Annotated in this window: 24 protein-coding genes; 13 read left to right on the forward strand and 11 right to left on the reverse strand. The window is 70.7% G+C overall.

What is annotated here, in order from left to right:
• Positions 1–50: 50 nt before the first annotated feature.
• Entirely contained in the window at positions 51–1,400 is a 1,350-nt protein-coding gene (locus ABEU20_RS07475) for a glutamate decarboxylase (RefSeq protein WP_420163926.1), read from the forward strand.
• Positions 1,401–1,464: 64 nt separating this feature from the next.
• Positions 1,465–2,436 (forward strand): alpha/beta hydrolase, encoded by a 972-nt coding sequence (locus ABEU20_RS07480; RefSeq protein ID WP_420163756.1) that lies wholly within the window; start codon positions 1,465–1,467, stop codon positions 2,434–2,436.
• 9 nt (positions 2,437–2,445) lie between these two features.
• Here the strand turns inward: ABEU20_RS07480 and ABEU20_RS07485 are convergent, their stop codons facing one another.
• The 4 genes from ABEU20_RS07485 to ABEU20_RS07500 all read right to left on the reverse strand — a co-directional run bounded on the left by ABEU20_RS07485 (position 2,446) and on the right by ABEU20_RS07500 (position 4,541).
• Positions 2,446–3,051 carry a YqgE/AlgH family protein gene (locus ABEU20_RS07485; protein WP_420163757.1) on the reverse strand — a complete coding sequence of 202 codons (606 nt, stop codon included), beginning with the start codon at positions 3,049–3,051 and terminating at the stop codon, positions 2,446–2,448.
• A gap of 53 nt (positions 3,052–3,104) precedes the next feature.
• The gene (locus ABEU20_RS07490) at positions 3,105–3,365 is read right to left on the reverse strand and encodes a YgaP family membrane protein (protein WP_420163758.1); all 261 of its coding nucleotides are present in this window, start codon (positions 3,363–3,365) and stop codon (positions 3,105–3,107) included.
• Between the two features lie 28 nt (positions 3,366–3,393).
• Positions 3,394–3,723, reverse strand: a complete 330-nt coding sequence (locus ABEU20_RS07495) for a rhodanese-like domain-containing protein (protein WP_420163759.1) — start codon at positions 3,721–3,723, stop codon at positions 3,394–3,396.
• A 125-nt stretch (positions 3,724–3,848) separates the two neighbouring features.
• The gene (locus ABEU20_RS07500) at positions 3,849–4,541 is read right to left on the reverse strand and encodes a TetR/AcrR family transcriptional regulator (RefSeq protein ID WP_420163760.1); all 693 of its coding nucleotides are present in this window, start codon (positions 4,539–4,541) and stop codon (positions 3,849–3,851) included.
• A 139-nt stretch (positions 4,542–4,680) separates the two neighbouring features.
• Here ABEU20_RS07500 and ABEU20_RS07505 point away from each other — a divergent pair, with 139 nt between their 5' ends.
• Both ABEU20_RS07505 and ABEU20_RS07510 read left to right on the forward strand, forming a co-directional pair.
• A complete protein-coding gene (locus ABEU20_RS07505; protein WP_420163761.1) occupies positions 4,681–5,628 on the forward strand; it encodes an NAD-dependent epimerase/dehydratase family protein in 948 nt (315 codons plus the stop codon).
• Positions 5,629–5,637: 9 nt separating this feature from the next.
• Positions 5,638–6,939: an MFS transporter gene (locus ABEU20_RS07510; protein ID WP_420163762.1), complete on the forward strand. Its 1,302-nt coding sequence runs from the start codon at positions 5,638–5,640 to the stop codon at positions 6,937–6,939.
• Here the strand turns inward: ABEU20_RS07510 and ABEU20_RS07515 are convergent.
• A complete protein-coding gene (locus ABEU20_RS07515; RefSeq protein ID WP_420163763.1) occupies positions 6,936–7,445 on the reverse strand; it encodes a hypothetical protein in 510 nt (169 codons plus the stop codon). The genes ABEU20_RS07510 and ABEU20_RS07515 overlap by 4 nt on opposite strands.
• 115 nt (positions 7,446–7,560) lie before the next feature.
• Between ABEU20_RS07515 and ABEU20_RS07520 the strand changes: the two genes are divergently transcribed.
• Entirely contained in the window at positions 7,561–9,060 is a 1,500-nt protein-coding gene (locus ABEU20_RS07520; RefSeq protein ID WP_420163764.1) for a DUF4185 domain-containing protein, read from the forward strand.
• A gap of 20 nt (positions 9,061–9,080) precedes the next feature.
• Here the strand turns inward: ABEU20_RS07520 and ABEU20_RS07525 are convergent, their stop codons facing one another.
• From ABEU20_RS07525 to ABEU20_RS07545, 5 genes are all read right to left on the reverse strand, one after another.
• Positions 9,081–10,163, reverse strand: coding sequence for a sulfate/molybdate ABC transporter ATP-binding protein (locus ABEU20_RS07525; protein ID WP_420163765.1), 1,083 nt, complete (start codon positions 10,161–10,163; stop codon positions 9,081–9,083).
• On the reverse strand, positions 10,160–10,966 hold the full coding sequence (locus ABEU20_RS07530; protein ID WP_420163766.1) for an ABC transporter permease: 807 nt from the start codon (positions 10,964–10,966) through the stop codon (positions 10,160–10,162). Before ABEU20_RS07530 ends, ABEU20_RS07525 begins: the two co-directional genes overlap by 4 nt.
• A complete protein-coding gene (gene modA, locus ABEU20_RS07535; protein WP_420163767.1) occupies positions 10,963–11,736 on the reverse strand; it encodes a molybdate ABC transporter substrate-binding protein in 774 nt (257 codons plus the stop codon). Before modA ends, ABEU20_RS07530 begins: the two co-directional genes overlap by 4 nt.
• Positions 11,733–12,140, reverse strand: a complete 408-nt coding sequence (locus tag ABEU20_RS07540) for a TOBE domain-containing protein (protein ID WP_420163768.1) — start codon at positions 12,138–12,140, stop codon at positions 11,733–11,735. The genes modA and ABEU20_RS07540 overlap by 4 nt, the downstream gene beginning before the upstream one ends.
• Before the next feature lie 62 nt (positions 12,141–12,202).
• Positions 12,203–13,657 carry a CCA tRNA nucleotidyltransferase gene (locus ABEU20_RS07545; RefSeq protein WP_420163769.1) on the reverse strand — a complete coding sequence of 485 codons (1,455 nt, stop codon included), beginning with the start codon at positions 13,655–13,657 and terminating at the stop codon, positions 12,203–12,205.
• 125 nt (positions 13,658–13,782) lie between these two features.
• On the opposite strand from ABEU20_RS07545, the gene ABEU20_RS07550 reads away from it, so the two are divergent.
• The 5 genes from ABEU20_RS07550 to ABEU20_RS07570 all read left to right on the forward strand — a co-directional run bounded on the left by ABEU20_RS07550 (position 13,783) and on the right by ABEU20_RS07570 (position 22,433).
• Complete coding sequence (locus ABEU20_RS07550) at positions 13,783–14,346, forward strand: NUDIX hydrolase (protein ID WP_420163770.1); 564 nt, start codon at positions 13,783–13,785, stop codon at positions 14,344–14,346.
• Entirely contained in the window at positions 14,343–16,808 is a 2,466-nt protein-coding gene (locus ABEU20_RS07555; RefSeq protein WP_420163771.1) for a glycoprotein, read from the forward strand. The genes ABEU20_RS07550 and ABEU20_RS07555 overlap by 4 nt, the downstream gene beginning before the upstream one ends.
• A 389-nt stretch (positions 16,809–17,197) precedes the next feature.
• A complete protein-coding gene (locus ABEU20_RS07560) occupies positions 17,198–20,959 on the forward strand; it encodes a murein biosynthesis integral membrane protein MurJ (RefSeq protein ID WP_420163927.1) in 3,762 nt (1,253 codons plus the stop codon).
• Positions 20,960–21,019: 60 nt separating this feature from the next.
• Positions 21,020–21,601 (forward strand): RNA polymerase sigma factor SigM, encoded by a 582-nt coding sequence (sigM, locus tag ABEU20_RS07565; protein WP_420163772.1) that lies wholly within the window; start codon positions 21,020–21,022, stop codon positions 21,599–21,601.
• Between the two features lie 64 nt (positions 21,602–21,665).
• A complete protein-coding gene (locus tag ABEU20_RS07570) occupies positions 21,666–22,433 on the forward strand; it encodes a hypothetical protein (RefSeq protein ID WP_420163773.1) in 768 nt (255 codons plus the stop codon).
• A gap of 6 nt (positions 22,434–22,439) precedes the next feature.
• Here ABEU20_RS07570 and ABEU20_RS07575 read toward each other — a convergent pair whose 3' ends face one another.
• Positions 22,440–23,060 (reverse strand): helix-turn-helix domain-containing protein, encoded by a 621-nt coding sequence (locus ABEU20_RS07575; protein ID WP_420163774.1) that lies wholly within the window; start codon positions 23,058–23,060, stop codon positions 22,440–22,442.
• Between the two features lie 250 nt (positions 23,061–23,310).
• Between ABEU20_RS07575 and ABEU20_RS07580 the strand changes: the two genes are divergently transcribed.
• From ABEU20_RS07580 to ABEU20_RS07590, 3 genes are read left to right on the forward strand one after another with little or no spacing between them, the layout of a single operon-like run.
• Entirely contained in the window at positions 23,311–24,438 is a 1,128-nt protein-coding gene (locus tag ABEU20_RS07580; RefSeq protein ID WP_420163775.1) for an ABC transporter permease, read from the forward strand.
• 32 nt (positions 24,439–24,470) lie between these two features.
• The gene (locus tag ABEU20_RS07585) at positions 24,471–25,172 is read left to right on the forward strand and encodes an ABC transporter ATP-binding protein (RefSeq protein WP_420163776.1); all 702 of its coding nucleotides are present in this window, start codon (positions 24,471–24,473) and stop codon (positions 25,170–25,172) included.
• A 29-nt stretch (positions 25,173–25,201) separates the two neighbouring features.
• Positions 25,202–25,795 carry a TetR/AcrR family transcriptional regulator gene (locus tag ABEU20_RS07590; protein ID WP_420163777.1) on the forward strand — a complete coding sequence of 198 codons (594 nt, stop codon included), beginning with the start codon at positions 25,202–25,204 and terminating at the stop codon, positions 25,793–25,795.
• The last annotated feature ends 83 nt before the right edge of the window (positions 25,796–25,878 follow it).

The raw sequence follows: 25,878 nt of genomic DNA on the forward strand, positions 1-25,878 counted from the left end.
GCAACAACCACCACCACCATCACCATCACCACGAATCCCGCGATGTCATCATGCCCGCCTACACGGGCCGCATCGCGACCAATCCTGTTCCGGCGCTGCGGCTGCCCGACGACGACATGGACCCGCGGGCCGCCTACCGGTTCATCCACGACGAACTGATGCTCGACGGCAGCTCGCGACTGAACCTGGCGACGTTCGTGACGACGTGGATGGACCCCGAGGCCGGCACCCTCATGGCGGAGACGTTCGACAAGAACCTCATCGACAAGGACGAGTACCCCGCCACGTCCGCGATCGAGCAACGCTGCGTCAACATGGTCGCCGCGCTCTTCAACGCCCCCGACCTGGTCGACGACGATCCCACGTCGGCGACGGGCGTCTCCACGATCGGCTCGAGTGAGGCCGTGATGCTCGGCGGGCTGGCGATGAAGTGGCGGTGGCGCCAGGCACGCGAACGGGACGGACTCGACGCGTCCAAGCCGAAACTGGTGATGGGCAGCAACGTCCAGGTGGTGTGGGAGAAGTTCTGCCGCTACTTCGACGTCGAACCGGTGTACCTGCCGATGGAACCCGGGCGATACGTGATCACCCCCGAGCAGGTGACGGCGGCGGTGGACGAGAACACCATCGGTGTCGTCGCGATCTTCGGCACCACGTACACCGGTGAACTGGAACCGGTGAAGGAGATCGCGGAGGCCCTCGACGCCGTCGCGGCGGGCGGCGGTCCCGACGTCCCGCTGCACGTGGACGCGGCCAGCGGCGGCTTCGTCATCCCGTTCCTCAATCCGGAACTGGAGTGGGACTTCCGGATTCCGCGGGTCGTCTCGATCAACGTGAGCGGCCACAAGTTCGGTCTGACCTATCCGGGTATCGGATTCGTGGTGTGGCGCGACGGCGAGCACCTGCCCGAGGAGCTGGTGTTCCGGGTGAACTACCTCGGCGGCGACATGCCCACCTTCACCCTCAACTTCTCGCGGCCCGGCAATCAGATCGTGGGGCAGTACTACAACTTCCTGCGGCTGGGGCGCTCCGGCTATCACAACATCATGAAATCGCTGCGGAGCACCGCGATGTGGTTGAGCGGCAAGCTCGCCGACGAGGGGGACTTCCGCGTCATCAGCGACGGATCGGCCATCCCGGTCCTCGCTTTCGAGCTCACCGGCGAACAGGACTTCACCGTCTTCGACATCTCCCACGAATTGCGGGCCCGCGGCTGGCAGGTCCCCGCGTACACGATGCCGGCCGATGCCACCGACGTCGCGGTGCTCCGCGTCGTCGTCCGCGAGGGCTTCAGCGCCGACCTCGCCCGACTGCTGTTCGACGACATCCGCACGGTGCTCGACTACCTGCGTCAGGACGGCGTCGCGATCCACTCGAAGGCGCAGCACTTCGCGCACTGACCGGCGTTTGCGCCGCCATCCGAACGGGTACCGGAATCGAGACACCGACCCGAAGGAGCCCGCTATGTCCTCACTGCCCGATCCGCCCGATCCCGTACTGGAGTCCGCCGCACAGGAACTCGCCGACGCGACCGCCGGGCATCCGCGAATCTACGAGGTTCCGCCCGAAGAGGGCCGCAAGATCCTCGCCGACCTGCAGGCCGGTGACGGCGTGGACAAGCCACTCGTCGAGGAGCAGTGGGTGAATGTCGATGCGGGGGACCGCGGCACCGTGCGGACCCGCATCGTGCGTCCGGTCGATGCGTCCGGTGATCCCCCCGTGCTGATCTACATCCACGGCGCCGGTTGGGTGTTCGGCGACGAGGACACCCACGACCGGCTGGTGCGCGAACTCGCCGTCGGCGCGGGCGTGGCCGTCGTCTTCCCGGTGTACGACCGGGCGCCGGAGGCGAAGTACCCCGTCCAGATCGAGCAGAACTACGCCGTTGCGCAGTGGGTCGCGACACAGGGCCGCGAATACGGTCTCGACACGTCCCGCCTCGCGGTGTGCGGGGACTCCGTGGGCGGCAACATGGCGACCGTGCTGGCGCTGATGGCCGCCGAACGCGGCGACGTGGATCTGCGCGCGCAGGTGCTGCTGTATCCGGTGACCGACGCGAACTTCGAGACGGCGTCGTATCTCCAGTTCGCCGACGGCTACTACCTCACCCGCGACGGCATGAAGTGGTTCTGGGACCAGTACATTCCGGATCCGGAGCAGCGCGGCGACGTGTACGCGTCACCGCTGCAGGCGTCGGAGGAGCGCCTGGCCGCACTGCCGACCACGGTGGTGATCACCGACGAGGCCGACGTCCTGCGCGACGAGGGGGAGGCGTACGCCGCGAAGCTGCGGGCCGCGGGCGTCGACGTCACCGCCGTCCGCGTCGAAGGCATGGTGCACGACTTCCTGATGCTCGACAGCCTGCGGGACTGCAGGGCGACCGTGGTGGCGCGCACGCTCGCGGTCGATGCGGTGCGACGAGCGCTCCACGGCTGAGCGGCGGAACTAGTTCAGGTCGACGTCGATGGGGTGCGTCGCGAGCAGGGCCAGCGGCATCGGCTGCCGGCGCAGCACGTGCCCCCACACGTCGACGCGGGGCGGGCTGATGACGTCGGACGCCAAGGCGGACAGCACGATCCAGTCGTCGTGCTCGATCTCGGCGTCGAGCTGACCGATGGTCCAGCCCGCGTAGCCGGCGAAGACGCGCAGCCCGTCGATCACCGCGGCGATCGGTTCCGGATCGGCGTCGAGGTCGACCATCACGACCCGGCCGTCGATCCGCCGCAAACCCGGCACCCCAGTGACCTCGACACCGGCACGAACCGTGGCCAGGCACAGCGCCGCGTCCCGGGTGACCGGGCCACCGATGTAGAGCGCCTGCGGCTCGGCCGCGAGCGGCGCCCACTGCGGCAGCACCTCCTGCACGGACGTCTCGCTCGGCCGGTTGAGGACGACACCGAGACTGCCGGCGTCGTTGTGCTCGAGCATGTAGACGACCGTCCGCCGGAACGTCGGCTCGAAGAGTTCGGTCGAGGACACCAGCAGGGTGCCCGGCCGCACCACCGGCTGCGCCGATGCCGTGCGGTCCTCAGGTTCGTCCGAGTGCGCCACCGGGCCATCATCTCACCGACGCGACCGGGACGGGAGGTGCGACGACGAACGGGCTACGCCGCGTCGGTGTCGGTGCGCGTCGCGGGCACGGGGCAGGATGCCCCGCGTGGCACACCGAGCTTCTGCAGCAGCAGGCTCATCGGGCACCAGCCGACGATCCCGTAGAGCACCAGGTTCGCGGACGCGAACGCGGTCAGGCCCCGCCACTTGGGCGAGTGCTTGCGGCCGAGCAGCAGGCTCGTGCCCACGACGGATCCGCCCAGCAGGGGGACTATGCGCTCGACGGTCCAACCGGAATGCTTCGGTAGTGCCATGTTCGTTGCTCCTCGTATGACGTGGTGGTCAGTCCGGAGTGGTGATCGCGAGGCCGGCGCGGCGCCAGGCGTCGATGCCACCGCGCACCAGGTAGGTTTCGGCGCCCAGCCGGGACAGCTGACGCGCCGCGTTCGCCGAACGTCCGCCGGATCGGCAGATCACGACGACGGGTCGCCCCGCGACCACGTCGATGCCGTGGTCGACCACCTCGTGCAGCGGCAGGTGGGTGGCTCCCGGCACGTGGCCGGTGTCCCACTCCGGACGCGATCGCACGTCCAGCAGCAGCGCGCCGTCCTCGACGAGGGCCTGCGCCCTGCTCGCGTCGACCGTTCCGTACGACTTTCGAAAGATGCCCACGAACGTCGACAGTAGGGCCACCCGGCCCGCTCTCTCCAGACCCCCTGGGGGGATCCTTTCTCCACCCGCGACTTTATACCCCTAGGGGTATGACGGCGACGTGTCGTCGGCCACGGCTCGTCCGCTCATTCCAATCCGAGAATGCCGTCCAGCACCGCGAGGTGATGCTCGAAGAGCACGCCCGGATCCGCGAACGTGTCGGCGCCGTACTGCCCGAACACCTCGAAGTTCACCGCGCCGAACAGCGCCGCCCAGACCAGGACGCCGCGGGCGAGCAGTTCGTCGGACACGGTCAGCGCCAATTCGGCACGGATCCGGTCGAGATCCGCGGCCAGCGCCGGGTCGACCACCCCGTCCGGCACCGCCAGCGCCCCGGCCCGCTCCGCGTCCTCGATGATGCCGACCAGCGCGACGATCACCCGCGTGCCCGGTCCTGTGGTGCGCTCCGCCGGTGCGTGATAGCCGGGGACCGGGCTGCCGAACAGCAGCGCGTACCGCGCCGGCTCCCGCACCGCCCAGGCACGGACCGCACGGGCGAGGGCGTGCATCCGGCCGCGATGGTCGTCGGCCGGGAGCGCGTCGACGGCCGCGTCCACCTCGGCCCCGAGTTCGGTGTAGCCGTCGATCACGAGCAACGTCAGCAGGTCGTCGCGACTCGCGACGTACCGGTACACCGCCGACGACACCACCCCGAGGTCCCGGGCGACCGCGCGCAGCGACAGCGCGGCGGCGCCCTGCGTCGCGAGGTGCTCGCGGCCGATGCGGGTGATCTCGGCGAGCGTCTGCTCGCGGGCGCGTTCGCGCGGGGTGACGGTCATGCCCCAACCCTGCCGGAGAAACGAGAGCACTGTCAACAAATGAGAGCAGTGCTCTTGACATCGCGAACGGAGGGGCGCATGGTGAGAACAGAGAGCAGTGCTCTCGTTTCGGAATCCCACTCGAGGAAGCGAGCTCGTCATGTCGAATCTGCAGGTAGTGACCGGGGCCGGACCGGTGGGCTGGACCGTCGCCGAGCAACTCGCCGACGCCGGCTACGACGTCCGGGTGCTGACCCGCTCGGGCAGCGGACCGGAGCATCCGCGCATCGAACGCCGCCGGGTGGACGTCTCCGATCCCGCCGCCCTGGCCCCGGCGATCGACGGCGCGACCGCGGTGTTCCACTGCATCCACGGCTCCGCGTACGACGCCCGCGCGTGGGAGCGGGAGCTGCCCGCCGCCGAGCAGGTGGTGATGGACGCCGCGCAGCGGGTCGGGTCGGTCGTCGTGTTCCCGGAGAGCCTGTACGCGTACGGCCGCCCAGCCGGGCCCATGACCGAGGCCGGCCCACGCGACGCGTCCACCGGCAAGCTCGGGGTGCGCACCCGCCTGCTCGCCGCCCGCGCCGCGCATCCCGTGCCGACCGTGAGTGTCGTCGCGTCCGACTTCTTCGGTCCGCACGTACTGACCGCCCATGCGGGGGAGCGGATGGTGCCGTCGGTGCTGGGCGGGAAAACCATCCGGGTGATGGGCCGCGCGGACGTCCCGCACTCGTTCACCTACGTCCCGGACCTCGCGGCGGCGATGATCGCCGCCGCCCACGACCCGGGACTGTGGAACACGGTGCTGCATGCCCCCACGGCACACGCGGTGACCCAGCGCGAGATGGTCGCCGCGTTCGCGGACGCGGCCGGGGTTGCGAAGCCCAAGGTCGGAACGCTGCCCGGGTGGTTGCTGCGGGCCGTCGGTGTCGTGCATCGCCCCACCCGGGAACTGGCCGAGACGCTGTACCAGTTCGAGTCGCCGTTCGTGATGGACTCGGCCCGCAGCGAGCAGTCGCTGGGCCTCGCACCGACCCCGCTCGCCGACGCCGCGGGCGCGACGGTGCGGTGGTGGCGGAACGAAATGGCCACGCCGGCGTCCCGATAGGGTCGCCGTGTGCGCAGATGGAGTTCGGTTCGCGGGTCGTGGGCGGCCGCCGCCACGACGCTGCGCCACTCGCCGGGCCTGGCCCGCCTCACCGCGGTCCGGTTTGCCAGCCAGTACGGCGACGGACTGTTCCAGGCCGCGCTCGGCGGTGCGATCCTGTTCAACCCGGAGCGGGAGACCGAACCACTGGCGATCGCGGCCGGCTTCGCGGTCCTGCTGCTGCCGTACTCGGTGATCGGCCCCTTTGCGGGTGCGTTGCTCGACCGCTGGGACCGCCGCGCCGTCCTGCTGTGGGCGAATGCCCTGCGCGGCATCCTGATCCTCGTGATCGCGGCAACGCTCGTGGCCGGGGCGGGGGAGACGACGCTGCTGCTGTTGGCACTCGCCGCGATCGGCGTCAGCCGGTTCGTCCTGGCCGGCATCTCCGCGTCGCTGCCGCACGTGGTTCGGCAGAGTTGGTTGGTACCAACGAATTCGGTGCTCGCGACGGCCGGCTCGGTGTTCTCGGCGCTGGGCGCGGGGACGGCGGTCGCGGTGATCGGCATCGTGGGGGCGGGGGACGTCGGGTCCGGCACCGCCGTCGCGGTCGGCGCCGTGGGCTCGGTGATCGCCGTCTGGGCGACACGCGGATTCGCCCGGCACGCCCTCGGACCCACCGACACCGTCACGGACACCCGTGGCACCGCCCTCGCAATCCTCGAGGGTCTGCGCGTGGGCGCGACGGCGGTGTGGCAGGCGCCCGGGGTCACCACCGCGATGCTCGGAATCGGGGCGCACCGCATCGCTTTCGGCGTCAACACCCTTCTGTTCGTGTTGATCCTGCGGGACCCGGCGGCCGGCGGAGCACTGCCGGGAGGGCTCGCCGGATTCGGTGTGGCGGTGGCCGCGACGGCGGCCGGTCTGCTGCTCGCCGCGCTCGTCACCCCGTGGCTGATTCCCCGGCTCGGACGCCCCCGCACCGTCACCGTCGCGATCGCATTCGCCCTCGTCGTGCAGGTCACGATGATCGCGACGCTGTCGCAGATCTGGCTGCTGGCCGGCGCGTTCCTCCTCGGATTCGCCGGGCAGACCGTCAAACTCACGGGCGACGCCGCGATGCAGATCGAGATCGACGACGACCGCCGCGGCCAGGTGTTCGCGCTGCAGGACACCGTCTTCAACGTCGCCTTCTGTGCGGCCATCGCCGCGGCCGCCACCGTCGTCGCCCCGGACGGCCGTTCCCTCGGCCTGGTCCTCGCCGCCGGTGGCGTGTACGCGCTGAGCCTGGCGGGAATCGGGCTCAACTCGCGCCGGGCCCCGCACGCCGGCTAGCCGCCCTCCCGGCGCACCGTGTCGAGACGCCCGTCTCCGTCGGTGTCGCTCATCCGCACCGTCATCCGCTCCGGGTCCTCCTCGGGCACCAGCAACGTGTCGTACCGTGGTGCATCCCGCGCCGTGACGAGCACGTAGTCGGGCAGGCCGTCACCGTCGCGGTCCACGATCTCGTCGTCCCGTTCGCCGTCGTCGTCGAAGTCGACGCCACCCCGTTCGCGCGGGCCCTCGATCGCACCCGAGGCCGGAACCTGCTGCCCCCACACCCCGTTGCGCACCGGATCCGCGAAGTACCGGGCCTCCGGGGCACCGACGTCGAGCACCGCGCGGTCCACGACCCCGTCGTGGTCGCTGTCCCACATGGCGTCGTCGAGCAGACCGTCGCCGTCGAAGTCGAGGCGGACCGCGTCGAATCCGCCGTCCGCGTCGACGTCGAGGTCCGCCGGCGACGTCCACGTCGACGTCGCGCCGTCCCCGGATCCGAACCAGTACTCGAGTCCCTCCATACCTTCTTCGACGCACCGCGGCGCGACACGGTTCCGTCACGGTCGACGCCGTTGCGGCGGAGCAGAGCGGCCCGCCGGTGCTAGGTTCGGCGGACATCGCTGCCGGACGGAACTGATGGTCGTGCCACGGATTCTGACGTCGCTACTCGCCGCCGCCACAGCCCTGACGCTCGCCGCGGCCCCGACCGCGGCGCAGACGCCGGATTCGACGGCCCTCACCAACGCGTGCGGAGAGCAGGGCTTCGACCCGTCCGTCCGGGATCCTCGACCGCCCCCAGCCGATCCGCCCGTCGTCGGTGTGCCGGTGCCGTATCCCGACTTCGTTCCCGTGCCGCTGCCGGACCCGGCCCCCGACCGGACCCGGGTGCCGCAGGATCCGCTGCCGGACGACCCGTGCGCAGACCCGTGTCCGGACCTCACCGATCCCGGCGGCGAGCCCGAGGCACCCGACGCCACGCCGCCGGGGTCGTCCGGTTCGGGTTCGTTCTCGTTGCCGCGGATCGAGATCCAGCCCCGGCCGGAGACGATTCCGATTCCGGTGCCGGGCGGCGACCCCGGCCCCGCACCGCAACCGGCGCCGCCGCCCCGGTTCGGGGCGATCGAACCCGGCCCGCTCACCCCGCCCATCGGCGCGCCTCGGGTCCGGCAGGTGGATCTGGTGTCGCAGGTGACCGGCCCGGGCTCCGAGAACCGCACCGACAAGCGTTGGCAGGTGAGCGGCACGGACCTCGGCATCACGTGGGAGAGCCGTCCGGGCGAGATCTCCGTCGTCTTCGGCGACACCTTCGGGCTCGACTGGTCCCCGCCCGGCGCGAACGGGCAGGACTGGCGCAGCAACGTGCTCGGGCGCAGCACCGACACCGACCTCTCCGACGGCCTGACGATCGACTCCATGGTGCAGGACAGCCGCTGCCACGCCGCGGAGATCATCGCCTCCCGGCACATCCCCAACTGGGAGACCACCACGATCCCGACGTCCGGGTTCGCGATCGGCGACCGCCAGTACCTCAGCTACATGTCGGTGCGACGCTGGAGCGTCGTACCCGGCATGTGGTACACGAACTACGGCGGCATCGCCCACTCCGACGACGACGGCCGCACCTGGACCAAGGAACGGCAGGCTCAGTGGGACAACATCTTCGGACTGGGACGCTTCCAGGTGACGGCGATGGTGCCGCAGGGCGACCACGTGTACATGTTCGGCACCCCCAACGGGCGCATGGGCGCCGTGGGCCTCGCCCGGGTCCCGGTCGACGCGCTGCTCGATCCCGGCGCCTACCAGTACTGGGTGAACGGGTCGTGGGTGCCGGTGGTCGAGCACCTCGCGACGCCCCTCGTCGCGGGCGCCGCGAGCGAACTGTCCGTCCGCTACGACGCCGTCGAGAAGCAGTGGCTCATGAGCTACCTCGACCCCATGGCCGGGCGAATCGTCCTGCGCCGCTCCGCGAGCCCGCAGGGCGAGTGGTCCGACGGCGCCACCCTCGTCGACGACGACGAGTACCCCCGGATGTACGGCGGCTTCATGCATCCCTGGTCGACCCGGGACACGCTGTACTTCACGATGTCCGAGTGGGACAGCTACAACGTCTATCTCATGCGGGCACACCTCGAGTGATCCCGCGATTCGGCCGAATGTCACGCGGCCGGATAGATCGCGACCTCGGTGGCCTTCACGGCGAACCACACGTCGTCGCCGGGAGCCAGGTCGAGTTGCGCGACGGCGGCCGCGGTGACGTCGGCGACCGGGCCGGCCGACCCGTCGGGGTGGTCGACGGCGCGGACGCGGATCGCCTGCCCGTGCCGTCCGAGCCCCTCGATCTCGGCGATACGCACCCGGAACACGTTGCGCGGGCTACCTTCCGGCTGCTTGCGGTGCACCGCGACTGCTGTGGGGCTGAACACCGCGACCGCGGATTCGCCGTCGTCGCAACCGTCCTCCGCGATACCGTGCACGGCCCCCACGACGGTGTCGAGGACGCCGTCGCGCACCTTGCCCGCCACCAGGTTGATGCCCGCGATCCGGGCCGCGAACACGCTGCGCGGGCGGGCCAGCACCCGCTCCACCGCGCCCTCCTCGACGATCCGGCCGGCGTCGAGCACCACCACCCGGTCAGCGAGCGAAACAGCGTCCAGGACATCGTGGGTCACCAGGATGGCGGTACGGTCTCCGGTCCGCAGGACACGGCGGAGCAACGCTCGCACGGCGGGCGCGACACCGACGTCGAGGGCGGCCATCGGCTCGTCGAGCAGCAGCAGCTCCGGACCGGCCGCGAGTGCCCGCGCGATCGCGACGCGCTGCGCCTGCCCGCCGGACAGTTTCCGGGGCCGGCGGCCCGCGAGTTCCGTCGCGTCCACCTCGTCCAGCCACCGGTCCGCGGCGGCGTACGCCTCCCGCCGTCCGGCGCCGGCGCTGCGCGGCGCGAACGCGACGTTCTCCCGGATCGTGAGGTGCGGGAACAGCAGTGCCTCTTGCGCGAGCAACGCCACCGATCGCTGATGTGGAGGCACCGCAACATCTTTCGCGGTATCCACGAGGACTCTGCCGCCGAGCACGACGCGGCCCTCGTCGGGGCGCAGCAGTCCGGCGGTAACGTCGAGCAGCGTCGACTTGCCCGCGCCGTTCGGCCCCAGGAGCGCGACGACCTCGCCCGGCGCCACCGACAGCTCGACATCGAGACCGCGGGCGGCGACCCGGGCCCGCAGTTCCAGGCCACTCACAGCGCCCCCACCACCCGCCGGGTCCGCGCCCCCACGACGATCAGCACGGCCACCACCACCAGGACCAGCGACAGCGCCACCGCCGCCTCGGGGTCGGTCTCCCGCTGCAGGTAGATCTCCAGCGGCAGCGTCCGGGTCACGCCCTGCAGACTTCCCGCGAACGTGAGGGTCGCACCGAACTCGCCGAGCGCGCGGGCGAACGACAGCACCGCCCCCGAGATCAGTCCGGGCAGCACGAGCGGGATCGTGACGCGGCGCAACACGGTCGTCGGACGGGCACCGAGCGTCGCGGCGACGGCCTCGTAGCGTCGGCCCGCGGTGCGCAACGCGCCCTCGAGGCTGATCACCAGGAACGGCAACGCCACGAACGTCTGCGCCAGCACCACCGCCGTCGTGGAGAACGCGATCTGGATGCCCGCGACCTCGAGGTGCTGTCCGATCAGACCGCGGCGGCCGAAGGTGTACAGCAGCGCGAGACCACCCACGACGGGCGGAAGAACCAAGGGCAGCAACACGAGTGCGCGCAGCGCCGCCAGGCCGGGGAACTCGCACCGGGCCGACACCAGCGCCATCGGCACCCCGAGCAGCAGACACAGGACGGTGCTGACCGACGCCGTCTCGAGGCTCAGCACCAACGCGTCCACCGAGGAATCGGAGGTGACCAGACTCAGGAAGTTCGCCCAGTCCACCCCCGCGAGCATCGCGAGCAGCGGCAGCACCACCAACAGGCCACCGGCGGCCGCGGGCACGTAGATCCAGGCCGGCAGTCCGGCCGGAACCCGCACCCGCGCCGCCGCCGTCACGGCGCGCCGAATCCCGCGGCGGACAACACCTGCCGCCCCTCGGGGCCGATCACGAAGGCAGCGAATTCGCCTGCGGCATAGTGATCACCGGACTTCTGCAGCACCGCGATCGGGTACGTGTTCACGATCCGCGCGGACTCCGGGAACGGGACCGCCTCGACCTTGCCGGCCGCACCCGCCGCGTCGGTGACGTACACCAGACCGGCGTCCGCCTGCCCCGTCACGATCTTGCCGAGCACGTCGGTCACCGACGACTCCTCGCTGACGGGGGCCAGACGCACCCCCGTCAGGTCCTCGATCCGCTGGGTTGCGTTGCCGCACGGCACCTGCGGCGCACACACGACGACGTCGACGCCCGGGCGGGCGAGGTCGGCGAACGACGTGATGCCGGCCGGGTTGCCCGGCGGCACGACGATCGTGAGGGTGTTGGTCGCGAAGTTCACCGGGTCCGACGCCGTCAGCCCCGCCCCGACCGCCTTGGTCATGTTCGCCGTGTCCGCGGACGCGAACACGTCGGCGGGCGCGCCCTGGTCGATCTGGGTGAACAGGTCCGACGAGCCCGCGAAGTTGAACACCACCCGGGTGTCGGGGTGTTCGCCCTCGAACAGCCGGCCCAGTTCGGTGAAGGTCGACTTCAGCGACGCCGCGGCGAACACCGTGATCGTGGCGCCGGAGTCGGCGGTCCCGGAGTCGGCGGAGTCGCTGCAACCGGCGAGCAGCGTCGTCAGTGCCAACACCCCGGCCACCGCGGTCGCCCGCGCGCGCCTCACGCCGACACCGCCGGCGTTTCGACGATCACCGTCGTGGCCTTCACGACGGCCACCGCGATGCTGCCGGGCTCGAGATTCAGCTCGGTCGCCGACTCGGCGCTCATGAGCGAGACGACGCTGAACGGCCCGCACTGCATCTCCACCTGCGCCATCACGCCGTCCGCCACCACCCGGGTCACGAGCCCGGTGAACCTGTTGCGCGCCGAACTGCCCACCCCGAGCGGATTCTCCGGCGCCGGGGCCGCGTAGGCCCGCGCGAACTCGGCGAGCTGACGGCCGTCGACCACCATGCGGCCGGCGTCGTCCTTGTGCGAGGCGAGCGTGCCGGCGTCGATCCATCGTCGGACGGTGTCGTCGCTGACACCGAGTAGCTGGGCCGCGTCGCGTATTCGGATGTCAGGCATGACAGGAGTCTAGATCCGCATCTTCGGACCCTTCAAAGATTTCACTCCGCAGATGCGACCACTCAGCCCTTCGGCTGGTCGGCCCACCACTTCAGCAGCTCGGCCTCGGCCTCGTCGCGCTCGAGGGGACCGCGGTCCAGGCGCAACTCCTTGAGGAACTTCCAGGCCTTGCCCACCTGCGGGCCGGCCGGGATGCCGAGCAGTTCCATGATCGCGTTGCCGTCGAGGTCCGGGCGCACCCGCGCCAGGTCCTCCTGTTCGGCGATCCGGGCGATCCGCTGTTCCAGGTCGTCGTAGGTGGCCTGCAGCTTCGCCGCGCGTCGCTTGTTGCGGGTGGTGCAGTCCGCACGGACCAGCTTGTGCAGCCGGGGCAGCAGGTCGCCGGCGTCGGTGACGTAGCGGCGGACCGCCGAATCGGTCCACTGGCCCTCGCCGTAGCCGTGGAAACGCAGGTGCAGGAACACCAGCTGGCCCACCTCGTCGACCATCTGCTTGGAGTACTTGAGCGCCCGCATCCGCTTGCGCACCATCTTCGCCCCGACCACCTCGTGGTGGTGGAAGCTCACGCCGCCGCCCGGCTCGTTGCGCTTGGTGTCCGGCTTGCCGATGTCGTGCAGCAGCGCCGCCCAGCGCAACACCAGGTCCGGGTCGCCGTCCTCGAGGTCGATGGCCTGCTTGAGCACCGTCAGCGAATGCCAGTACACGTCCTTGTGCTGGTGGTGCTCGTCGATCTCCAGCTTCAACTGCGGGATCTCCGGGATCACCCGCGCCGCGAGGCCGGTCTCGCACATGACGTTGATGCCGTCGATCGGGAACTCGCCGAGGATCAGCTTGTCGAGCTCGGTGTGCACCCGCTCGGCGGTGATCCGCTCGATCTGTCCCGACATCTCCACGATCGCCTGCTGCACGCGCGGGGCGAGGGTGAATCCGAGCTGCGAGACGAAGCGGCACGCGCGCAGCATCCGCAGCGGGTCGTCGTTGAAGGAGATCTCCGGCGCCGCGGGGGTGTCGAGGACGCCCGCGAGGAGCGCGTCCATACCGTTCAACGGGTCGACGAACTCGAACGTGCCGCTGCCGTCGACCCGCACCGCCATCGCGTTGACGGTGAAGTCGCGACGGACCAGGTCCTCGTCCAGCGTCGTGCCGTACTGCACCTCCGGGTTACGCGTGACGCCGTCGTACGTGTCGGTGCGGTAGGTCGTGATCTCGATCTGGTCGGCGCCCTTGGCCGCGCTGATCGTGCCGAACGCGATGCCGGTGTCCCACTGGTTGTCGGCCCAACCGCGCAGGATCTGCTGCACCCGCTCGGGGTGCGCATCGGTGGTGAAGTCGAGGTCGGTGCCGAGGCGGCCCAGAACCGCGTCGCGCACACTGCCGCCCACCAGGTACAGCTCGTGCCCGGCCTCGGCGAAACGCGCACCGAGCGGATTCAGCACGTCCGACAGACTGCTCAGGGTTCGGTGCGCACCGTCAAGCAGTCGGGCGCGCCGCTCGGCATCGGGGGTGGGGGCATTCACGTCAGCAAACCTTACCGAGGTCGTCACGGCACCGAACGCACCTCCAGCGCGGACGCCGCGCGAGGCGGCCGGGCCTCTGGCGTGGGAGTCCGGCAGGTCGCCCCGGGTCAACTACGATCGATGAGGTGTCCGCCGCCGAACGTGCCAACCGCAACCGCCGCTCCTCGCGGCGTCGTGGCACGACTGCGGATCCCGTCAAATCCAAGACCCCGCACCTGCGGACCGTCCGCGAAACCTCCGCCGGCGGACTGGTCGTCGACGGTCTCGGCGGCCCCGAGGACAAGCTGTGCGCGGCCCTCATCGGCCGAACCGACCGGCGCGGGCGCCTGCTGTGGTCGCTCCCCAAGGGGCACATCGAGCAGGGCGAGACCGCCGAGCAGACCGCGATGCGCGAGGTCGCCGAGGAGACCGGCATCCGCGGTTCCGTCGTCGCGTCGCTCGGCAGCATCGACTACTGGTTCGTCACCGAGGGCCGGCGCGTCCACAAGACCGTGCACCACTACCTGATGCGGTCCCTCGGCGGTGAGCTGTCCGACGCGGACATCGAGGTCACCGAGGTCGCGTGGGTACCGCTGTCGGAGCTGGATTCCCGGCTCGCGTACGCCGACGAACGCAAACTCGCCGAGATCGCGGGCCAACTCATCGCCGAGATGGGCGCCGCCCCGGTGAGGGAGACCGGCGCCGAATGACCCTGGCATCGCGTCCCGCACGGAGACGACCCGGTGCCGCGATCTACACGGTGCTGGCGCTCGTCCTGATGCTGATCGGCGCCGTCACCGCAGCAGCCGGGATCGGTGCGGCGTCCGCGCAACCACTTCCGTCGAGCCCGCTCGGCCGCGCCGACGCCGCGACGATCCCGGACCGCACGCAGACCACGAAGGCGCGCAGCCAGCCCAAGTTCCTCGAACTGCACATCGACGACGTCGCCCCGTCGACCGTCACCACCACGTCCGAGCCGGTCGTCACCGTCACCGGCACGGTCGCGAACATCGGCGACCGTCCGGTGACCGACGTCGGTGTGCGACTGCAGCGCGCGCCCCGGGTCGACTCGAGCGAGGAACTGCGGACCTCGCTCGACATGGATCAGGGCGCGTTCGACGTGGTCGGCCCGTTCGTGCAGGTGACCTCCGAGCTGGCCGAGGGGGAGCGCAAGCAGTTCGTGCTGTCGCTGCCGCTGCGCTCACTCACCGGTTGGTCGCTCGACGTCACCGAGCCCGGGGTCTACCCGCTGCTGGTGAACGTCAACGGCACCCCCGAGTACGGCGGGCAGGCCCGGCTCGACGACGCCCGCTTCCTGCTCCCGGTGCTCGGTCTGCCGCGGGCCGCGGGAAGCCCCGCGGAAACCGCACCCCAGGTCACCGAGAACTCGCCCACCGCCCCGGTACCGCCCGACACGTCCGCCCCCGTCGCCCTGACGATGCTGTGGCCGCTCGCCGATCGGCCGAGACTCGCGGCCGGGATTCCGGGATCGGTCACCGAGAAGGTCCGGCTCGTCGACGACGACCTCGCCGGCTCTTTGTCCTCGGGTGGCCGCCTCGACCAACTCCTCGCCGCCGCCGAGTACGCGACCGGGCCGGACGTCGACCGCGACCGCCGTCTCACCGACAGCCTGTGTCTGGCCGTCGACCCGGATCTGCTGATCACCGTCAGCAACATGACACAGGGCTACCTCGTCGTCGACGATCCGGCAGTCCCGAACGGGTCTGCTCGCGAGGGCACGGGGCGCGACGCCGCGGCCGCGTGGCTCGACCGCCTGGAGAAGCTCGCCCGCACGATGTGCATCACGTCGGTGCCGTTCGGCCAGGTGGACCTGTCCGCGCTGAGCCGCGTCGACGAGACCACCCTCACCGACAGCGCACTGCGGGCACCCGCCGACATCGTCGACTCCATCCTGGGCGTCACGTCGCTGCGAAACGTCACGTGGCCCGACTCCGGGGTGCTCGACGACGCGTCCGCGCAACTGCTGCACGGGATCGGACCGACCACGACGCTGCTCGCCGCCAACGCGGTCGAGTCGACAGTCCAGGCCGGCAGCAAGGTCGTCGTCGCCGGCGGGGGAGCCGACGCCGTCACCGCCGGACTGTTCGACGTCTCCGCCGCTGCGGCACTCGCGGCCGTCGGCGCCGATCCGCAGACGCCGTCGTACGTGCCCGACCGCGCGCGCTACAACGTCGACCGTGACTCCCGCACCGCCCGCCTGCAGGACGCCCTCGGCGCGATGTCGTGGACGGCGCTGCAGTCGACCGGATCCACGAAGGGCCCGACCCGGGCGGCCGACCGATCGATGCTGATCGTGCCGCCGCAGCAGTGGTCGGCGGACGGCGACGAGGCCGCAGCCGTGCTGGCGACCGCGTCGACGCTGCTGCGGTCGGGACTGGCGACGCCCAAGCCGCTGCCGCGCGTGGCCGAGCAGCCGCCGACATCCCCGGAGCCCGCGTCGCTGGCCTACCCCGAGCAGGCCATCGTCGACGGCACGCCGCAGTCCGTCGAGCAGGGAGTGGGTCGGCAGGAACCACGCCTCGACGAACTGATGGATGCCCTCGTCGACGATCCGCAGGCGGCACTGACGCCCACCCGGTTCCTCGCACCGCTGCGCGAGGACCTGCTCCGCGCGATGACGCTGTCCGGGCGCCGCGACCAGAACGGTGCCGACATCGCGGCCGACGCGATCGCGGAGCGGCGGGTGAGCGCGGTGACCACCACGATCGACGACATGTATGCGTCGGTCACGATCCTCGCGCCGGGCGGGGTGTACACGCTCGCATCGGAGCAGAGTCCGCTGCTGCTGGTGGCCCGCAACGAACTGCCCGTCGCTATCACCGTGCAACTGCGCGTCGATGCCCCCGCCGAGATGCGTATCACCGACATCGGGCCGCAGCAGCTCCCCCCGAGAGGAAGCCGCTCGTTGCAGGTTCCGGCCGAGATCGCCGACTCCCGCACCATGGTGGTCGACTTCTCACTGGCCACCGAAAGCGGCCAGAGCCTGGGCGAACAGACCTCCGTCACGGTGCGATCGAATGCGTACGGTCAAGCTTTGGCGATAATTACGGCGTGCGCTGGTGCACTTCTGCTGTTCCTGGCCGGGCGACGTCTGTGGCACCGGTTCCGTGGCCAGCCCGATAAAGCCGACGAAGGGTATGAACGTCCATGACCGAGAACTCTCGCGACGAGGGCGCTCGGTCGTCGGCGCGGCCGGAACCGTGGAACCGCGGACCCGGCTCCGATCGCCGCTCCCCCGAGCAGCCCGTCCGACGCCCGGTACCGCCGCCGCAGAACGGCCCGGTCCCGCCGGGTGCGCCTCGCCGGGTGCCGCCGCGCCCGATGCCGGGCGCACCGCGTCCGGTGCCCCCCGGAGCGCAGCGACCCGTTCAGCCCGGAGCCCAGCGAGCTGTTCAGCCCGGAGCCCAGCGACCTGTTCCACCCGGACCGCAGCGACCCGGTCAGCCCGCGGGTCCGCGTCCGATGCCGCCCGGGGGACCGCGTCCTGTGCCGCCGGGCATGCGACGCCCGCAGCCCCAGGGCGGGCCCCGCCCGATGCCGATGCCGCCGCGCGCGGCCGCAACACAGGCCGTTCCCCGACCGGCCCAGCCGCGGCCGGCGGTCGAGAAGGAACCCGAGCAGCCGTCGGAGCCGACGGCCAAGAAGCAGCAGAAGGGCCTTCTGGCGGCCACAGGATCGATCGCGATCGCGACCCTGATCAGCCGCATGACCGGGTTCCTCAAGCAGTTGCTGCTGCTGACCGCGCTCGGCCCGGCCGTGGCCAGTGCCTTCACGGTCGCCAGCCAGATCCCGAACATGATCTCCGAGCTGGTGCTCGGTGCGGTGCTCACCGCGATCGTCGTCCCCGTGCTGGTCCGGGCCGAACGGGAGGACCCGGACCAGGGTGCGGCGTTCGTCCGAAGACTCTTCACGGCCGCCCTGGCCCTGCTGGGCACGGCCGCCCTGTTCGCTACCGCGGCCGCGCCGATCCTCACGACCCAGGTCTTCCTGCCGGACGACGGCGAGGTCAACACCGCGCTCACCACGGCGCTGTGTTTCCTGCTGCTGCCGGCGATCCTGTTCTACGGCATGTCGGCGCTGCTCACGGCGATTCTCAACACGCGCCAAGACTTCAAACCGGGCGCATGGGCGCCGGTCCTGAACAACATGGTGGTACTCGGCATCCTCGCCGCGTACTGGCTGATCCCGGGGGATATCTCGCTCGACCCGGTCCGGATCAGCGACCCGCACCTGTTGCTGCTCGGACTGGGCGTGACGGCGGGTGTCGTGACGCAGGCGGTCAGCCTCATTCCGGCGATCAAGCGCAACGGCATCTCGCTGCGCCCGCTGTGGGGGCTCGACGACCGGCTCAAGCAGTTCGGCGGCATGGCCGTCGCGATCGTGCTGTACGTGCTGATCAGTCAGGCCGGCATGGTGTTCGCGACCCGCGTTTCGGCGCACGCCGACGAGGCCGGACCGGCGATCTACAACAACGCGTGGCTGCTGCTGCAGCTGCCGTACGGCGTCCTCGGTGTGACCGTCCTGACGGCGATCATGCCGCGGCTGAGCCGGAACGCGGCAGCCGACGACACCCCCGCCGTGGTCGACGACCTGTCGGTGGCCACCCGCCTGACGATGATCGCGCTCATCCCGGTCATCACGTTCCTGACGTTCGCGGGTCCCCAGGTGGGCCACGCGCTGTACGGCTACGGCAACTTCGGCGCCGGCAACGCCGAGCGGCTCGGCGAGGCGGTCAGCTGGTCGGCGTTCACGCTCATCCCGTACTCGCTGGTGCTGATCCACCTGCGCGTCTTCTACGCCCGCGAGCAGGCGTGGACCCCGACGTGGATCATCCTCGGCATCACCGGCGTGAAGATCGCACTGTCGGCGCTGACCCCGCTCGTCGCCGCGAACAACCAGCAGGTGGTGATCCTGCTCGGTGCCGCCAACGGTGTCGCGTTCATCGCGGGCGCGTTCATCGGCGGCTTCCTGCTGCACCGCAGCCTCGGCGACCTGAGGATGGCGAACGTCGGCAAGACGGTGTGGCTGGTGCTGCTCGCGTCCGCGGCCGGCGCTGTCGCGATGTTCGCGGCCGACAAGCTGCTCGGGCTCGAGAAGCTGTCCGACTCGTTCGGCGGCCCCGGCGCGATGGTCCGCGTCGCGCTCACCGGCGCGATCATGTTGGTCGTCACGTTCGTCCTGATGTGGCTGGCGAAGGTGCCGGAAGTCATGGCCGTCACCGTCGCGGTGGGCCGCAAGGTGTCGGCGCTGCGTGGACGCGGAGCCGGATCGGACGAGGACACCGCCGCAGCCCCGCGGCCGTACGAGGCTGATACCGAACTGATTCCGGTTGTCCGGGACCTTCCACGGTCCCTCGATAGGCCAGATGGTCTCCCGTACCCTGGACGCAGCGAGGCCTACGTCGGCGCGGATTACATTCCCGACGAGTTCATTGAAGGAGCGAGTGTGAGCGACGACGACGGTGCCGACAAGCGCAACGGTACGTCCACCGACGTCGAGGACGGCACCACCAAGGTGGTCAATGCCGGTGCAGCTTCGGCGGATTCGCCGGACGAGCAGTCCGGCGCAACCGCTTCGAACGAACTCGACTCGGCAGCAGACGCTTCCGATTCGCCGGACTCGGATCCACAGTCGGACGACGCCGAGCGGATCTCCGATCGACGGCGCCGCGCCCGCGATCTCAACGTCGACACGGGTGTGTTCCCGATCGGCTCGCCGCAGCTTCCGCCGCTGCGCGTGACCGGTGCGGTCCCGGAATCCCGCCGTCCGCTGCGCGGACCGCAGCTGGTGCCGGGCGCGTCCGTCGCCGGCGGCCGCTACCGGCTGCTCGCACCGCACGGTGGTGCGCGCGGACTGCAGTTCTGGCAGGCCCTCGACATCAAGCTCGACCGCGAGGTGGCGCTGACGTTCGTGGACGCCGACCAGCAGGCCGAGGGTCCGGCCGCGACCGGCCCCGACGGTCCGCAGGCGATCCTGTCGCGCACGCTGCGTCTGGGACGCATCAATTCGCCCGGCCTCGCCCGCGTGCTCGACGTGGTCCGTGGATCCTCGGGCGGCATCGTCGTCGCCGAGTGGACACCGGGCCGGTCGCTCAAGGAGATGGCGTCCACCCAGCCGTCCCCGATCGGTGCCGCCCGCGCCGTCCGCGCCCTCGCGGGTGCGGCGGAGGCGGCACACCGCGGCGGCAGTGCGCTGTCCGTCGACGACCCCGACCGCATCCGGATCAGTGCCGCCGGCGACGCCGTCCTCGCGTTCCCCGGCACACTGTCCGACGCCGACCCCGCCTCCGACGTGCGCGGACTCGGTGCGATGCTGTACGCGCTCATCACCGATCGCTGGCCGCTCGACGGCCCGGGCAACCGGTCCGACGACGGCGACGCGATGCTTCCGGCCGATCGCGACGCGTCCGGCCGTCCGGTCGAGCCGCGCGAGGTGCGCCCGGACGTGCCGTTCGAGATCTCCGCGGTGGCGGCCCGCGCGCTCGGTGGCGACAGCGGAATCCGCGCCGCCGGAACGGTGCAGCACATCCTCGACCAGGCGACGGTCGTCGACCAGAAGACCGACCTCATGCCGGCCCTGCGCCTGGGCCAACGGGTACCCGGCAGCTCCGGACACGCGCTTCCGGAGGACCCCGAGACCGTGGCCGCCGAGAAGCAGAAGTCCGACCGCACGCTCATCGCGCTCGTCTCCCTCGGTGTGCTGACCGTGGTGGTGCTGGCGCTGATCGGGTGGTGGCTCGTGAGCATGCTGACGGGCGGCAACTCCGACGAGCCGCTCAACAAGCAGAACCTGGGCCTGACGACGTCCGCCGTGGCTCCGGAGTCGTCGTCGGAGGCATCGCCGTCCGCACCACCGTCCGCGACCACGCCGGTCCGGCCCGTGAACGCCGCCGTGTTCTCGCCGCAGGGCACGCCGGACAACGCCGCGAACGCGGGCATGGCGATCGACGGCAACCCGGCGACGGTGTGGAACACCGATGCGTACTTCCAGCCGTTCCCGGCGCTCAAGAACGGCGTGGGACTGATGGTGACGCTGCCCGACGCGGCGAAGCTGACCAGCATGCAGATCACCTCGCCCACCCCGGGCACACAGGTGGAGATCCGCACCGCGCCGTCCCCGAACACGTCGCTGGACCAGACGCGCGTCATCGGGAACGCGACCCTGAAGGACGGTGTGACGGAAATCCCACTCACCGCGGAGGGTGCCACCAAGAACGTCCTCGTGTGGATCACGGATCTGAGCGCGACGAGCGGAAAGAACCAGTCCGGGATCGCCGAGGTCTCGTTCACCGCAGCGTCCTGACATACCGTCCGACCCGATCCGGCACGGTGTGACCGGCAACTGATCAGCTAGCATCCGCCGGTGCGAATCTTCAGGGGGGTCGCCAAAGCTGGTCTGTCGGATTCGGAACTCTTGGCAGCGCACGCGTCGGGTGATGGGGGCGCGTTCGCGGAGTTGCTGAGCCGGCACTACGACCATCTCTGGCATGTTGCGAGGAGAACGAGTTACACCGTCGAGGACGCCGCGGACGCGCTGCAGGAAGCGCTGCTGTCGGCCCATCGGACGGCGGGCTCGTTCCGGGAGGACGCGGCCGTGCGCAGCTGGCTGCACACGATCGTCGTCAACGCGTGTCTCGACCGGATCCGGCGCAACCGGGTGCGGCAGACGGTGTCGCTGTCGACCGACGACGCGGAGGATCCCGGCGACGACCGCGATCGTATCTCCGAGCGGGAGACGTCGATCCTCGTCGACCAGGCGCTGCAGCGACTCTCGCCCGATCAGCGGGCGGCGATCGTGGCCGTCGACATGGAGGGCTACTCGGTTGCCGAGGCCGCTCGGCGGCTCGGGGTGCCCGAGGGGACCGTCAAGAGCAGGTGCGCGCGAGCGCGTACGAAGCTCGCAGCTCATTTGGAATACTTGCGCGATGTAGGGAACCGATCTTGATTCCCCCGCGTCAGAACAGATTGAAGACACAATCGTGTCCCGGAAACTGCGGGTAGGAGGTGAGATGACGCTCCACGACGGCGACGACGTTCTCGGCCCCCCGTTCTCCACCGACCTGCTCGCCGACCTGCACGCCGGCGTCCTGCCCCACTCCGTGAGCGAAAAGCTGTGGCCGCTGGTCCGGCAGGACCCCGAGGCCGTGGCCGTGCTCGACGCGCTGGACGCGGTCAGTGCGCGTCTCGCCGAGGCGGGCCGCGATCACAGCGTCGAGACGCCCATTCCTCCCGAGATCGCCGCACGCATCAATTCGTCCCTGGGGTTGGACGTTCCGAGTTCCGGTACCGCCGTCGTGTCGCTGGCCGACGCGACCGCCAGGCGACGGCGGACGGCATGGCTCGGCGTCGCTGCCGCGGCGACGGCAGCAGCCCTGGCAGTGGTGTTCGCACTCACCGGGATCGACCGTTCCGACTCGACGGCGCCCGAGGTGGTCGCGTCGGCCACCACGACGCCGCCCGACGTCGCACCCGCGCGTGCCGAGCTGACCGGCGAGATGGATCGCGGGCAGCTCCTCGCCCTGGTGAGAGACGCGGAGTCCACGCCCGACGACGCCGGTGCGCTCGCGCGACCCGACGTGCAGTCGGCCTGTCTGGCGGCCATCGGTGTCGGTGCGACCCGGCCCGTCCTGGGTACGCGTGCCGTGCGATTCCAGGGCGCGGATGCCGTGCTGCTCCTGGTCGCGGGTCCCACCCCGCCCGCCCTGGTGGCGCTGGTCGTCGGCGCCGGATGCGACGCGACGCACCCCGACCTGATCAACAGAACCGAAATCGGCTGAGCAGAACTATCTTTCAGCCTCGGACGCGCCTCGTTCGGCGACCGGAGCGAGCAGCTCGAGGATGCGGGCGCGCAGCTCGGGGGTGGCGTCGTCACCCACCACCAGGCTCGAGAACAGCGCCGCCCCCGCGGCCATCACCAGTACCGCCTTGGCGTCGAGCAGATCCCGCTGCCGCGCCTCCTCCGATTCACCCGGACCCGCGTGCGCCGCGAAGAGCTCGGCGGCGGGACCACTGAACCCCTGCCACAACGCCTTTCGGAGGTCGTCGTGGTCTCGCAGGGCGGCCAGCAGGCCCGGCGCGGCGGCCCGGACGTCGGGGCGCGAGAAGATCTGCGCGCTACCGGCGACCACCCAGTCGATCCAGCCGGCCCGGTCGGTGCCCTCGAACGGCGCGAGGTCGGGAGTCGACCCCAGGATCGAGTCCAGCACCAGGTGCGCCTTGGACGGCCAGCGCCGCGACAGTGCCGCCCGACTGACCCCCGCACGGGTCGCGATCGCGCGCAGGCTCAACTGGTCCCAGCCGACCTCCACGAGCATGTCGCGAGTCGCGTCGAGGACCTCGGCGTCGATTCTCGGGTCCCGGGGCCGTCCGGACTGGACGGAACTGCCGTTCACGTGTGCACTCATCGCCTCGAATTGTCGGCCACGGACACCCCGTTGCGCCATCCTCTCGTTTTACGAGACCAGTGGTTCCCTCATTGCACGACACGGCAGGGAGAACGGCCGTGCGAGTCGCGGTCGCTGAGCGGGGAGAGGAACGTCACGACTCTTCCCGACACGGCGTTGGTATATTTGCCGACAGGCCGTCGGGAAGATATCGATTCGTCGAGCATCGCGGGCGGTTGTCATCCCACATCACCGACCCAGGAGTTCGAGAATGTTCCTCGCCCTGCGGGAGCTACGGTTCGCGCGTTCCAGATTCGGCCTGATGGGTGGTGTCATCGCGCTCATCTCCGTGCTGATGGTGCTGCTGTCCGGCCTGTCCTCCGGCCTCGTGGAGGACGGCGTCTCCGGCCTGAAGGCCACGCCCGTCGACGGATTCGCCTTCAACGAGGGCACCAAGACCGACTCGGCGTTCTCACGCAGCGTCGTCACCGACGAGCAGGTCGACGCGTGGCGTCAGCAGCCCGGCGTCGAAGAGGCTGCGCCGTTCGGCAACATGCTCGTCAACGCCCACAACGACAAGGACGTCCCGGTCGACCTCGCCCTGTTCGGCGTCCCGGTCGACTCGTTCCTCGCGCCGACCGCGGGCCAGGGCACGGGACTGAGCGAGCCGAACGGCATCGTCGTCAGCAAGAGCGCGCTCGACGAGGGCGTCGCACTCGGCGACACCGTCACGATCGATCGTCTCGGCACCGAACTGAAGATCGTCGGCATCACCGAGGGTAAGCAGACGTTCGGCCACGTCGACGTCGCATACCTGCCGATCGAGATGTGGCGCCAGCTGCATTCGGGGGTGCGCCCGGGTGAACCCGTCCCCGCCCAGTCGATGACGGAGGCCACCGCGGTCGCGCTGAAGACCGAGCCCGGCGCGACGCTCGACTACGCGGCCGGGGACGCCGCCGCCGGGACGTCCACTGTCGCGCTCGAGGACTCGTTCGCGTCGTCGCCCGGCTACAGCGCCGAGACCATGACGCTCAACCTCATCAAGGTGTTCCTGTACGCGATCTCCGCACTCGTCGTCGGCGCGTTCTTCACCGTGTGGACGATCCAGCGCAAGCACGAGATCGCCGTCATGCGCGCGATGGGGGCCTCCACCGGCTACCTGCTGCGCGACGGCCTGGCGCAGGCGTTCATCCTGCTGCTCGGCTCGGTCGCCGTCGGCGCCGCGGTCGGCTACGGCTTCGGGTCGCTGATCGGCGGGGGAGTGCCGTTCCTGCTCGAGCCCGGCGCGGTGGCCGTCGCAGCCGTCCTGCTGATGGTCCTCGGCCTGGTCGGTGCTGCGATCGCGATCGTCCGGATCGCCTCCGTCAACCCGTTGAACGCGCTGGGAGGCCAGCGATGAGCGCCCGGAACGATTCCGGAAGGACTTCTGCCATGACCACAGGCTCGGACACCCGCGTCGACACCGCCGCCCTCGAGATCGTCGACGCCGACCTGCTCCTGGGCGACGGCGAGCAGACCGTGACCGCACTCGACGGGGTGAGCCTGACCGTCCGCCCCGGCGAGATGGTGGCCGTCGTCGGGCCGTCGGGCTCGGGCAAGTCGAGCCTGCTGGCCGTCGCCGGCGCGCTCACCGCCCCCGACTCGGGCACCGTCCGCGTCGGCGGCCGCGACCTGCTGACGATGAAGAAGGCCGAGGCGGCGAAGTTCCGGCTCGAGCAGATCGGGTTCGTCTTCCAGAGCGGCAACCTGATCCCGTCGCTCACCGCCGCCGACCAGCTGCGCCTGGTGTCGCACCTCGGCAGCACCAAGGGCCGCACCTTCCGCGACCCGCTCGCACTGCTCGAGCAGGTGGGACTGGGCCACAAGGCCGACCGCCGCCCCGACCAGCTCTCGGGCGGTGAGCGTCAGCGGGTGGGCATCGCCCGTGCACTGGTGTCGACGCCGTCGCTGCTGCTCGTCGACGAGCCCACCGCGGCCCTCGACCGGGCCCGCAGCCACGAGATCGTGCAGCTGCTGGCCCGCGAGACCCGGGAATCGAGGGTCGGGACCGTCATGGTGACCCATGACTACGATGTCCTCGACTATTGCGACCGCGTGGTCGAGATGACGGACGGCCGGCTCACGCCCCGGTAGTCCGGAACACCCCAGCGAGAGGAGGGCACGTGCCGCGGATCAATGCACCCACCGTCGGTGAGCATCGAGCCGCCCAGCAACGTGCCCTTCTCGACGCTGCGCGTGAGGTTCTCGCCGAGGGGGCCACCGACATCCCGTCGTTCGGTGAGGTCGCCGCCCGGGCCGGGCTCGCGCGGTCGAGCATGTACCAGTACTTCAAGTCCCGGCAGCACCTGCTCGAGGCGCTGATCGAGGACGCCTTTCCCCGGTGGTCCGCCCGCGTCGCCGAGGCCATGGCCGAGGTCGACGGCCCCGATCGTCGGGTGCTGGCCTACATCGACGCCAACCTCGTCCTCGTCGCCGAGGGCGAGCATGCCATCGCGACCGCCCTCACGCAGCTCGCACCCGGCCCCGAGATCGACGCCCGGAGCCGCGCGCTGCACGAGGACCTCTACACCCCGCTGGCCGACGCGTTGCGCGAGCTGGGCGCGGAGGACGTCGCGGGCATGTCCGAACTGATCAACGCGGTGCTGCACGCCGCGACCCGGCAGGTCGAGCGCGGCGAGGACCTCGAACTCGTCCGCCGTACCGCCGCAGACCTCGTCCGCCCGTACGTCACCGACCTCGTCCGGCGGGCCGACTGAACGCGGACCGCGCCCTATGACGCGGTCCACACCCCTGGTTCCACGTGAAACGTTCGACACCGGGGTCCCGCCGCGGCGCAGCC

The organism is Rhodococcus parequi (genome assembly GCF_046042785.1).
Lineage (GTDB): Bacteria > Actinomycetota > Actinomycetes > Mycobacteriales > Mycobacteriaceae > Prescottella > Prescottella parequi.

What these genes read in the sequence shown, in the direction of transcription:
- ABEU20_RS07475 (WP_420163926.1), top strand. Translation starts at nt 51, where the DNA reads ATGCCCGCCTACACGGGCCGCATCGCGACCAATCCTGTTCCGGCGCTG.
- ABEU20_RS07480 (WP_420163756.1), top strand. Translation starts at nt 1,465, where the DNA reads ATGTCCTCACTGCCCGATCCGCCCGATCCCGTACTGGAGTCCGCCGCA.
- ABEU20_RS07490 (WP_420163758.1), bottom strand. Translation starts at nt 3,365, where the DNA reads ATGGCACTACCGAAGCATTCCGGTTGGACCGTCGAGCGCATAGTCCCC.
- ABEU20_RS07500 (WP_420163760.1), bottom strand. Translation starts at nt 4,541, where the DNA reads ATGACCGTCACCCCGCGCGAACGCGCCCGCGAGCAGACGCTCGCCGAG.
- ABEU20_RS07505 (WP_420163761.1), top strand. Translation starts at nt 4,681, where the DNA reads ATGTCGAATCTGCAGGTAGTGACCGGGGCCGGACCGGTGGGCTGGACC.
- ABEU20_RS07515 (WP_420163763.1), bottom strand. Translation starts at nt 7,445, where the DNA reads ATGGAGGGACTCGAGTACTGGTTCGGATCCGGGGACGGCGCGACGTCG.
- ABEU20_RS07520 (WP_420163764.1), top strand. Translation starts at nt 7,561, where the DNA reads ATGGTCGTGCCACGGATTCTGACGTCGCTACTCGCCGCCGCCACAGCC.
- ABEU20_RS07540 (WP_420163768.1), bottom strand. Translation starts at nt 12,140, where the DNA reads ATGCCTGACATCCGAATACGCGACGCGGCCCAGCTACTCGGTGTCAGC.
- ABEU20_RS07555 (WP_420163771.1), top strand. Translation starts at nt 14,343, where the DNA reads ATGACCCTGGCATCGCGTCCCGCACGGAGACGACCCGGTGCCGCGATC.
- ABEU20_RS07560 (WP_420163927.1), top strand. Translation starts at nt 17,198, where the DNA reads ATGCCGCCGCGCGCGGCCGCAACACAGGCCGTTCCCCGACCGGCCCAG.
- ABEU20_RS07570 (WP_420163773.1), top strand. Translation starts at nt 21,666, where the DNA reads ATGACGCTCCACGACGGCGACGACGTTCTCGGCCCCCCGTTCTCCACC.
- ABEU20_RS07575 (WP_420163774.1), bottom strand. Translation starts at nt 23,060, where the DNA reads ATGAGTGCACACGTGAACGGCAGTTCCGTCCAGTCCGGACGGCCCCGG.
- ABEU20_RS07580 (WP_420163775.1), top strand. Translation starts at nt 23,311, where the DNA reads ATGTTCCTCGCCCTGCGGGAGCTACGGTTCGCGCGTTCCAGATTCGGC.
- ABEU20_RS07585 (WP_420163776.1), top strand. Translation starts at nt 24,471, where the DNA reads ATGACCACAGGCTCGGACACCCGCGTCGACACCGCCGCCCTCGAGATC.